The organism is Paenibacillus sp. Z6-24, assembly GCF_054161335.1.
Genome location: NZ_CP096398.1, coordinates 1,281,741 through 1,292,448 on the forward strand (window position 1 = coordinate 1,281,741; position 10,708 = coordinate 1,292,448).

The 10,708-nt window shown below is 51.8% G+C and carries 8 protein-coding genes; all 8 read left to right on the forward strand.

The genetic code is table 11. From position 1 onward, the window contains the following. Nucleotides 1-143 precede the first annotated feature (143 nt). A complete protein-coding gene (gene galE, locus M1D61_RS05770; protein WP_458121512.1) occupies nucleotides 144-1,136 on the forward strand; it encodes a UDP-glucose 4-epimerase GalE in 993 nt (330 codons plus the stop codon). Continuing rightward, complete coding sequence (locus tag M1D61_RS05775; RefSeq protein WP_458121513.1) at nucleotides 1,129-2,739, forward strand: UDP-glucose--hexose-1-phosphate uridylyltransferase; 1,611 nt, start codon at nucleotides 1,129-1,131, stop codon at nucleotides 2,737-2,739. The genes galE and M1D61_RS05775 overlap by 8 nt, the downstream gene beginning before the upstream one ends. A gap of 935 nt (nucleotides 2,740-3,674) precedes the next feature. Next, complete coding sequence (gene fabI, locus M1D61_RS05780) at nucleotides 3,675-4,448, forward strand: enoyl-ACP reductase FabI (RefSeq protein ID WP_458121514.1); 774 nt, start codon at nucleotides 3,675-3,677, stop codon at nucleotides 4,446-4,448. A 12-nt stretch (nucleotides 4,449-4,460) separates the two neighbouring features. Beyond that, entirely contained in the window at nucleotides 4,461-5,945 is a 1,485-nt protein-coding gene (locus M1D61_RS05785; protein WP_458121515.1) for a class I adenylate-forming enzyme family protein, read from the forward strand. Between the two features lie 119 nt (nucleotides 5,946-6,064). Beyond that, a complete protein-coding gene (locus M1D61_RS05790; RefSeq protein WP_458121516.1) occupies nucleotides 6,065-7,288 on the forward strand; it encodes an aldehyde dehydrogenase family protein in 1,224 nt (407 codons plus the stop codon). Beyond that, nucleotides 7,285-8,988 carry a thiamine pyrophosphate-binding protein gene (locus tag M1D61_RS05795; RefSeq protein ID WP_458121517.1) on the forward strand — a complete coding sequence of 568 codons (1,704 nt, stop codon included), beginning with the start codon at nucleotides 7,285-7,287 and terminating at the stop codon, nucleotides 8,986-8,988. The genes M1D61_RS05790 and M1D61_RS05795 overlap by 4 nt, the downstream gene beginning before the upstream one ends. A 29-nt stretch (nucleotides 8,989-9,017) precedes the next feature. Further along, nucleotides 9,018-10,262 carry a beta-ketoacyl-ACP synthase II gene (gene fabF, locus M1D61_RS05800; protein WP_458122420.1) on the forward strand — a complete coding sequence of 415 codons (1,245 nt, stop codon included), beginning with the start codon at nucleotides 9,018-9,020 and terminating at the stop codon, nucleotides 10,260-10,262. Further along, nucleotides 10,247-10,681: a beta-hydroxyacyl-ACP dehydratase gene (locus tag M1D61_RS05805; RefSeq protein ID WP_458121518.1), complete on the forward strand. Its 435-nt coding sequence runs from the start codon at nucleotides 10,247-10,249 to the stop codon at nucleotides 10,679-10,681. The genes fabF and M1D61_RS05805 overlap by 16 nt, the downstream gene beginning before the upstream one ends. Nucleotides 10,682-10,708 lie beyond the last annotated feature (27 nt).

Sequence of the window (10,708 nt, forward strand, 5' to 3'; positions counted from 1 at the left end):
TCTAAAGTTAAAGCTAAGGCAGTATAATAGAGCGGTAAAAGGTTATGGAGCAGTTCAATTACACACAGCCTTCCACCCGCAGGCTTGCCCGCATCCAAAAGCGGCAAGCCTGCGGGTGGAAGGACTGACAGGAGGAAAAAAACATGGCTATTTTGGTAACAGGCGGAGCAGGATATATCGGATCACATACAGTGGCAGATCTGCTGGAACGCGGCGAAGAAGTTGTCGTGATCGACAATCTGATGACCGGACATCGTGAAGCGCTGCTGGGCGGCAAACTGTACGAAGGTGACCTGCGTGACAAGGAACTACTGGCACGGATTTTCAGCGAAAACAGCATTACGGCAGTGATCCACTTTGCCGCCAGCTCCCTCGTCGGCGAGAGTATGCAGAATCCGTCCAAATATTATGACAACAACGTATACGGCGCCATGTGCCTGCTGGAAGAAATGCAAAAAGCCGGCGTCAAAAATATCGTCTTCTCTTCCACGGCAGCGACCTATGGTGAACCGGAAAAGGTACCGATCGAAGAAACCGACCGTACCGAGCCTGCCAATGTGTACGGTGAGACCAAGCTGGTGATGGAGCGGATGATGTCCTGGTTTGATAAAGTCCATGATATCCGCTATGTGGCCCTGCGCTACTTCAATGCGGCAGGCGCACATGCCAGCGGCAAAATCGGTGAAGACCACCGCCCGGAATCCCATCTGGTACCGCTGGTCTTGCAGACAGCACTCGGCCAGCGGCCGCATATCTCCGTATTCGGTGATGACTATCCGACAGAGGATGGCACCTGTATCCGTGACTACATCCATGTCAGCGATCTGGCAGACGCCCATGTCAAAGCAGTGGAATACCTCACAGCAGGCGGTTCCAGTAACGTATTCAACCTGGGTAACGGACTCGGCTTCTCCGTCAAGCAGGTGATCGAAACGGCCAAAAAAGTAACCGGCCGCGAGATTCCAACGAACTACGAACCGCGCCGCAGCGGCGATCCTGCCACACTGGTCGCTTCTTCGGACAAAGCGCGCAGCGTACTCGGCTGGCAACCTTCACGTGACAAACTGGAAGACATCATTGCCAGCGCCTGGCAGTGGCATGAATCTCATCCACAGGGATATGGCGACCATGAATAATAACAAAGCCGAACGTAACGTAGAACAGAACAGCGCACTGCTGGCGATTGATGAGCTGGTCAAGTTCGCTTTTGCCAAACAGATGATCAAAATAGCCGATCTGGACTACAGCCGGAATCTGCTGCTGAGCAAGTTCCGGTTTGACGAACCTTACAATCCGGACGTCTCCATTCTGAGCATGGTCCGTGAGGGAGAAGCGGCTGCCGAGCCGCAGATCATGATCGACACATTGATCGATTATGCCCACAGTATCGGCCAGCTGCAGGAAAATACCGATACGTACCGCGATCTGATGGACGCCGAGATCATGGGCCTACTGATGGCGCGCCCGTCGGAAGTGACGGCAGACTTTTACGATACACTGGACCGGGAAGGCATCGAAGCCGCGACCGATCAATTCTATCAGCTGTCGATCAATTCCAACTACATCCGCATGGACCGTATATCCAAAAATGTATACTGGAAGCAGCCGACCGAATACGGCGATCTGGAAATGACGATCAATCTGTCCAAGCCGGAGAAGAGTTCGGCCGAGATTGCGCTAACCAAGCTGATGCCGCCTCCGTCCTATCCGAAATGTCTGCTATGTCGGGAGAATGTAGGCTATGCCGGTCGGATCAACCACCCGGCCCGTCAGAACCTGCGCGTGATCCCGCTGCAGCTGAACGGCGAATCGTGGTTCCTGCAATATTCGCCGTATGTGTACTACAATGAGCATTGCATCGTGTTCCATCATGATCATGTGCCGATGCAGCTGACGAAGCAGACGCTGCGCCGTCTACTTGATTTTGTGGACGAGTTCCCGCATTATTTCCTCGGCTCCAATGCCGATCTGCCGATTGTAGGCGGCTCGATTCTAACCCATGATCATTTCCAGGGCGGCCGTCATACATTCCCGATCGAAAAGGCTGCTGTAGAGCAGGTGTACCAGCATCCTTCCCGTGAAGGGCTGACGCTGGAACTGGTGAACTGGCCGATGAGTGTGGTACGTCTGCGTTCCCATAACGACTCGCAATTGCTGGAAGCGGCCAATGATATGTATGAGCAGTGGAAAGTGTACAGCGACGAGCAGGTAGATATTTTGGCTTCCTCTCCAGGCCCGGATGGTACGCCAGTACGCCATAATACGGTCACGCCGATTGTCCGCCGCCAGGGCGAGCAGTATGAGATGGATCTGGTGCTGCGCAACAACCGGACGAGCGAACAGTATCCGGACGGTATTTTCCACCCGCATCCGGAGATGCATCATATCAAGCGCGAGAATATCGGGCTGATCGAAGTCATGGGACTGGCGATTCTGCCGGGTCGTCTGAAGGAAGAACTCGATCTGATCGCTTCCATTCTGACCGGAGACGCGGCATTGCTGGAAGCGGTGCGTGCGCAGCCGGAACATCAGCTGGCTCTGCATGGTCCATGGATTCAGCAGATGGTCGATCAGTATGGTACCGAGCTGGATCACGATCAGGCTATGCTGGCTGTCCAGGATGAGGTGGGACGCAAGTTTGCCCGGATTATGGAGCATGCAGGTGTGTATAAGAAGGATACTGCCGGCCGCGAAGCCTTTGGCCGCTTTATGACACACATGGGTTACCGCTTAAAATAATATTATGTTAACGCTGTTGATTGGGTGAATACACTCCGTTTACACAGTATCCATTTATTTATATACGTATGGAAGACGCCTCCTTTTGAGTAAAAGGGGTCGTCTTTTTTTTTGCTGCTGATCGAGTGCAGGAAAGGAGAATAAGGGAGAGAGTGAGAAATATCTTGTCTATTTCTTTTTATTAGGATAGACGGAGAAGCCGGCGTGCGGCAGGCAGAAGCATTTGGTAAACTCCTGATGTCCATCCTTTACTTAAATACGTACCGGTATCAAATTACGGCAGTATATCACAAAATCAAAAAGGCCGAAAAAGGTAAAAAGCCCGGATGCCAGTACGCAATTTGTGTAAGCTGAATGTTAAGAATCAGAAAGAGTAGCGAAATAAGGAAGTGAAGTTGAAACTGGTAATAATAGGTGGTTATAATACAAGCAAACGTACCAAATCTTCCCAAATGGAAATGGCAGACCCGAAGGGATGGAATCTGTTATACATAGTCGATATTTCTTGCCCATATGGAAGTCAACAGGAAAGGGTATGAGAATGTGCGACAGGATAAATCGGAGCAGGAAAATAGCGGCTCACTGAAAAATTTCCGCCTGTTGATTCATGAATGGCACAGTCCATGATAGGACCAGCTTAAAAACGTATTGTATTCATTCATTGAGACATTCATGGTTTCGGTTATTCTGTTATTTCGTTTCCGGTATCACCAGCGTCTTTTGTAAACTGACGGATTTGGTGCTGTTTGTGATGCTCTTTTTAAATAGAATTAATTAACATAAATACAATAAATGTAATGTTTAAGTTATTTTTTGTTAAAATTTCAAAAAACGTATTTACAGGTCCTGCCGGATGTATTAAGGTAGCCTTGTAAGAACGATACACATTATTATTTTTTTATTTTTAACTATCAAAATTTAAAAAAGGAGAGAGTATGGGATTAAAACTGCTGGCAAATAAGAATATCTTGATTATGGGGGTGGCCAATAACCGCAGTATCGCCTGGGGAATTGCCCAATCGCTCGCTGAACAGGATGCACGGCTCATTTTTACATACGAGAATGAGCGGGTTAAGAGCCGTGTTGAGAAGCTGGTAGAGTCTATTCCCGGATCTGTTTTGCTGCCTTGTGATGTGCAAAATGAATCCGAGATCGATCAGCTGGCTGCTTACTTGTCTGAACATATCGGAGTACTGCATGGATACGTCCATAGTATCGCCTATGCGCGTCCGGAAGATCTGGATGGTCATTATGTCGATACATCACGTGAAGGATTCGGTCTGGCACAGGAAATCAGCGCCTATTCACTGGTTGCTGTTGCCCGCCGGGTACATCCGCTGATGACCGAAGGCGGAAGCATCATGACGATGACCTATATCGGTGCAGAGCGGGCCATTCCAAACTATAACGTGATGGGAGTTGCAAAAGCGACACTGGAAGCTTCCGTACGCTATCTGGCCAATGATCTGGGGATGCACGGAATTCGTGTCAATGCCATCTCGGCTGGTCCGATCCGTACACTGGCTGCTTATGGAATCAAGGATTTCAACGGCATGCTCAAAAAAATCGAAGAAATCACGCCGCTGCGCAAAACCGTCGATACGACCGAGGTGGGAGATACAGCGGCATTCCTGATGTCGGATTGGTCTCGCGGTATTACCGGTGAAGTGATTCATGTGGATGCCGGTTATCATATTACTGGAATGTAAGGAGGCGCCCTTGTGCTGACTGCACAGATGAAATGTCAGATTATTTCAGTGGACGGCAGATCAAGCCGGGAACAACTCGAACAGGATGCAACCGGATTAAGCCGATTGTTATCACTCCGGGGATTTTCTTCGGACAGCAGGGTTATCCTGAAATCCGCCAACTCGTACTGGTTTATCGCTGCACTGTTTGCCCTGTGTCACAAAGCGGTATCTCTCGTTGTGGTCGATCCGCAGATCGGCCGGGATGAACTGCTGCATATTCACGGCGAGACCGAAGCGAATCTGCTGCTGACCGATACTGACCTGATGCTGCCGGGAATGGAGACGATTCTGCTCTCCGAACTCGCGGACAGCCTGGCGGTGCAGCGCCGAATGGAAATTCAGTCACCACAGGAGTCACTTGATCTGGACGCCTGGTGTGCACGGCGCGACGCATTGATCCTGTATTCTTCGGGTACAACCGGCAAGCCAAAAGGCATTGTCAAAGCCGGACAGCTCTTTATGGATAATATCGTGCACTCGATCCGGGCAATGGGCTACCAGCCCACGGATTGTATGCTGCCTGTTGTACCGTATTCACATTTTTACGGAATTTCACTGATCTTCTCATGGTGGTTAACCGCCTGCTCCCTCATTGTATGCAACCCACAGAATCTACGGAGCGTCATTACGAACATTATTCGCGAAAGAGCTACAATCGTAGATGCCAACCCCTCTGCTTTTTACACCATGTTACGCATGTTGGCCCGTAAGCCCAGACAGCTGGAAGCCCTGCAAAATGCTCCGGTTCGGATGTGGTGCGTGGGCGGATCTCCTTTGACGAGAGACCTGGAAGAAAAGTTTGATGCCCTGTTCCACAAGCCGCTGCTCAATGGATACGGATTGTCCGAACTGGGAAATGTAACACTCGGAACGCTGGGTAACCCGCATGGCTGCGGCGCACCACTGCCCGGTATACAGATTAAGGTGCTGGACAGCCTGGGGAATCCGCTGCCCGATCAGGAGATCGGCGAAGTATGGATTCAGACCCCCGGCTGTATGGAAGGTTATCTTCACCGTCCCGATCTGACTGAAGCGGCTGTTCATAACGGATGGTTTCGCACCGGCGATATGGGCTGTACCGATAACGGCAATCTGCATGTCGTCGGACGAACAGGCAAAACGGTAAACCGGATGGGCTATCTCGTATCTCCTGCCTATATCGAGAGCCGGATCAGTCTGCTCGGCTGCCGCTCCTGCGTAATCGCGCTGGACGATGAACTCAAAGGCAGTTTGCTGATTGCTTTTATCGAAGAAGAAGCCGCCCTGACACTGGCCGAACTGCGCAAGGAAATGAATCAGATCCTGCCGACCTATATGTACCCGGATCTGCTGATTCCGCTGCCCGGTTTTCCGCTCAATCGTAACGGCAAGGTAGATCGGCTGGAATTGGAGAAACTCGCCATAACCAAAACTACAGAGCGTAGTGTACGTAAATCCGCCGAAACGTTAGTGTAAAGCGAATAACAACCATTTAATAAACTACAATTTGTAGTTTTTTATACTGACTTCTTTCGCTGTCATCACAAAGCAGAAGAATGATCAGAACCATTTCAGGAGAGAAGGGATGATTAATAATGAGTATGGACCAAAAGCTGACGGAGGATCTGATGTTATTGGAAAGGCACGGAGCGGTACTGAAGTGCCTGAATTATCTGATCACACAGCGTCAGGAAGTACTGGATATTTTGTCAAAGATCTCGTCCTACCGGGCTGCCAATGCGGAAATCGATTCCACCATTATGACACTGCAGGGGGCACTGGAAGAAGTGCGGAACAATAAGCCCGGCTGGCAGCAGTCGATGGCAGTATTTATGCCTTCAAACGTGATCCTGTACTCCTATGCACTGTACCTGCTGATTCCTTCGCTGTATGTCAATAAGATTGATTTCCGCCCAGCATCCTATGTGGCTGAACATGTGGGTGTGCTGCATGAGAAGCTGCAGGCGGTTCACGGTCTGCCGATCTATCACCAGAAGGTCAGCCAGAAAGTATTTGTCAACGAGCATGTCAAACCGGCTGATATCGTGGTCTTCACCGGCGGCTATTCCAACGCCGAGCAGATCAAAAAGCAGCTGCGCAAAGAACAGTTGTACATTTTCTTCGGACAGGGAATCAACCCGTTCGTAATTGGTCCCGATGCCGATCTGGAACTGGCAGTAACAGATGTGATCCGTATGCGTTTGTTCAACTCCGGTCAGGATTGCCTCGGTCCGGACATCATCCTCGTTCATCAGGAAGTGGCCGATACATTCAAAAATCTGCTGATCGAGCGTGTACAGGGATTGACCTATGGTCATAATCAGGATCCGGATGCACATTACACGCCGATTTTCTACAAGGATACCCTGTACAGCGTCTCCGAGTACTTCAATACGCATGACCAGTTTATCGTCTACGGCGGAGGAATTGATTTCCGTACCAAAAAGATGGATCCGACGATTCTGTACAGCACGCTGGATGAGAACCTTGATATTATCGAGTATTTCTCGCCGGTGTTCAACGTGGTGAGTTATCGTGATGATCAGCAGCTGATCCAGCGCATTTCTTCCAGTTATTTCAGCGAGCGGGCAATGGGCTGCAGCCTGTACGGTTCCGAGCATCTGAGTGATATTTTGCGCCGCAAGCATACGCTGACCATCAACGAGACACTGGAAGATGTGGATCAGGGGAACAAGGCGTTTGGCGGCTACGGCACGATGTCCAACTATATTTTCCATAACAATACGCTCGTATCCAAGCCAATCCTGATCTCGGCGGTTGTTGCGGAGTACCTGCAGGACAAGAGGACTCTGGTATGACCGCTTCACTGCCCGCATGGGATATCGTCGTACGTTATCTGGAATCGGTCGGCGTCAAGCATCTGTTTGGATTGCCGAGTGATGACCTGAAAATTCTGGAGCCGCTGTCCAAAGCGGATATGGAATTTATTATTTGCAAGGATCAGCGCAATGCGGTGTTTATGGCTTCGGGGTATTCGCTGGCTACCAGCCGTCTCGCAGTCTGTGTAGTAGGGAAAGGGCCGGCACTCAGCAATACGCTGACCGGCCTGCTGGAAGCACAAAACCTGAGTGTGCCGCTGCTGCTGCTCGCGCTCGGTACCGGAGGGGACAAGCTGGGTACCCGTTCCTTTCAGGAAGCGGATCAGATGTCGATGGTCAAGCCGCTCGTTAAATGGGCGTACCGGGTAGAGCATGGAGAAAGGCTGCAATGGGCGCTCGAAAGAGCGGCCTTTCTGGCCGTCAATGGTGCACCGGGTCCGGTCTATATCGAACTGCCGGAGCAGCTGGTCGATGAACTGTCTCCGGTACGGGACAGCTTTGCCCCGCTGGAAAGACTCAGTGTACTGCCGGGTAGGCATCAACTGCAGGCGGCGGATGCGTTGCTGCGCGAGTCCCGTCGTCCACTCATTCTGACCGGAGGCGGCATGAAGAATGGAGATGGCGAGAAGCTGGAACAATTTGCTGCTGCCTATGGAGCAGCAGTATTCGCTACAGCATCCGGGCGCGGCACGATGGATGAGCATCATCCGCTGTTCGGCGGAGTCGCCGGATTGTATACGGATGTCAGCTGCCGGATGCTATGGGAAGAAGCGGATCTGGTCATTGCGCTGGGCAGCCGCCTGGAGGAGACCGCTACTTTCGAATGGGAATCCTGGCTGGAGCATAAGCCGCTCATCCAGGTTAATATGGAGCTGAATGATCTGGCTCATCAGTATAAAGGAATCCGGCTGCTCGGTGACGGGTATGCTGTACTGGACCACTGGCAGGAGCAGACGCTTCGTCCGGCCGACTTGGGCTGGGTAGAGCGGATTGCCGATTGCAAAGCGGCCGCCGTACAGCGCCGCAATGCTTCGATGACGGAGATTGCCGGTGAACCGGGACTGCATGTACCGGAGCTGCTGGAGCTGATCCGCACCCGGTGCGCCGACGATCTGATACTCGTGCAGGAAAATGGACTGCAGGATATGTGGTCGTACTTTTATCCGTATTTTGCCTTTGGCAAACAGGCCTGGTCGATCGTGCCGAGTGACCAGACAAGTCTCGGATTCGGCGCAGCTGCTGCGCTTGGAGCGGCTGCATCCGGTAAGCGTCCAGTCGTGGCACTGGTGGGGGACGGCGCATTCAACCTGTTCCGTTCCGATCTGATTACGGCAGCGGAATACCGGATTCCGGCACTGTATCTGGTGCTGAATAACGGCGGTTACGGCTGGCTGCAGAATCAGCTGGGTTACCAGTCTTCCGGGCTGAACGGTTCCTATCCGTTCGTGTCTGCCCAGGAACAGCTGGATGTGAGCAGCATCCGTCATGAATTTGTGGAAAATAGAGTCATCCGCAGCCGGGAAGAAGCGGCAGAACAGCTGTCCGCAGCCTGGGACTCCTATCGTGCCGGCAGACTGGTCATTGTGGATGTGCATGTCACACTGACGGATATTCATGAGAAAATCCGTCATGTATACGGCGACTTCCCATTGCCGGAACTGTCGGCAGTTACGAAATAATCTCAACAACGATAAAAGGGGACGTGGGCATATTGAAAAGGCGCGTAGTGGTGACCGGTCAGGGTGTAATCACACCGGTTGGGCTGAATACAGAAGATTTCTGGAACTCGCTGGTCGAGGGCCGCAGCGGTGTGGAACCGGTGGACCATTTTGACGTATCCGAGATTCCAACCAAGATTGGAGCCAAGGTCAAAAACTTTGATCCGCTGCAGTATATGAGCAAAAAAGAAGCCAACAAAATAGCGCAGTTCACCCAGTTTGCACTGGCTGCGTCCCATCAGGCGATGCAGCAGTCCGGACTGGTTATCAATGAACAAAATGCTTCCCGTGTTGGTGTCGTGATTGGCTCGGGAGCGGGCGGCCTGGATGTGGTGGAAGAAAATTACCGCAAGCTGACCGAAATCGGTCCGAAGCGGGTATCGCCGCATTTTGTAACGGCGATGATGATCAATTCGGCGCCCGGTGAAGTCTCCATTGCCTTTGGTGCCAAAGGTCCTTCGTTCGGTGTAGTTACCGCCTGTGCGACCGGCAGCAATGCAATCGGCGAAGCGCTGCGTACGATCCAGTACGGCACAGCCGATGCGATTATCGCCGGCGGAGCGGAAGCAAACTTCAGCCAGCTCGATCTGGCGGGATTCGCCAATATCCATGCATTATCAAGACGCAATGAAGAGCCGCAGCAGGCGAGCCGTCCGTTTGACTCGGCACGTGACGGCTTTGTGATCGGCGGGGGAGCCGGTGTCGTTATTCTGGAAGAACTGGAACATGCACTGAAACGCAATGCGACTATTCTGGCCGAAGTGGTCGGCTATGGCTGTACCACAGATGCCTATCATATTACAGCTCCGGATCTGAGTGGATCGGGCGCGGCCGATGCAATCCGATTGGCACTGGAAGACGGTGGACTTCAGCCGGAAGATGTGGATTATGTAAATGCACACGGCACGAGTACTCCTTTTAACGATCGGATGGAAGTGAATGCCCTGCGCAAAGTGTTCGGGGAACATGCGCCCAAGCTCGCCATCTCGTCGATCAAGTCGATGACCGGCCATCTGATGGGCGGAGCAGGTGCGGTGGAATTGATTGCAACCGTGCAAAGCATGCTGCACAGCACGGTTCCGCCTACGCTCAACTGCGATGATCCGGAAGACCCGGAACTGAATTTTGTCCCGAATGTAAGTCAGGCAAGGGAAGTTAATGCAGCCATCAGCAACTCCTTCGGTTTTGGTGGACATAATGTATGCATTGCTGTACGCAAATGGAAGGGAGAGTAACTCCTTTGGATTTGACCAAGATTCATATTCCTGACGTACTGCCTCATCGTTATCCGTTTCTGATGATCGATGAGGTGTCCGGTTACGAGACTTCCGGCTGGGCCAGGGGAAGCAAGCTGGTCAGCTGGAACGAGTGGTATGTCAGTGAAGCACAGCCCTATATGCCTTCCACGCTGGTCGTGGAATCGCTGGCACAGCTGCTGGCATTTGCCACCATCGACGAAGCGGGCATTTCCTTTTTGACCACATTAAAAGGGGTGCGTGTGCTGAGTCAGGCTGCTGCCGGGGAACGAATTGATCTGTATGTAGAGGTGCTCCGTCGCCGCAAAGGTTATGTGCTTGGTAAAGGAATAGCTTCCGTAGGGGAACGAATCGTCCTCGAAGCGGATGAGATTGTCTCCTACGATCTGAAGCGTTAAGACCACCATGGAAAGGGAGTTAACAGA

Coding starts and splice junctions, on each gene's coding strand:
- galE (WP_458121512.1), top strand. CDS start 144: ATGGCTATTTTGGTAACAGGCGGAGCAGGATATATCGGATCACATACA.
- M1D61_RS05775 (WP_458121513.1), top strand. CDS start 1,129: ATGAATAATAACAAAGCCGAACGTAACGTAGAACAGAACAGCGCACTG.
- fabI (WP_458121514.1), top strand. CDS start 3,675: ATGGGATTAAAACTGCTGGCAAATAAGAATATCTTGATTATGGGGGTG.
- M1D61_RS05790 (WP_458121516.1), top strand. CDS start 6,065: ATGAGTATGGACCAAAAGCTGACGGAGGATCTGATGTTATTGGAAAGG.
- M1D61_RS05795 (WP_458121517.1), top strand. CDS start 7,285: ATGACCGCTTCACTGCCCGCATGGGATATCGTCGTACGTTATCTGGAA.
- M1D61_RS05805 (WP_458121518.1), top strand. CDS start 10,247: ATGGAAGGGAGAGTAACTCCTTTGGATTTGACCAAGATTCATATTCCT.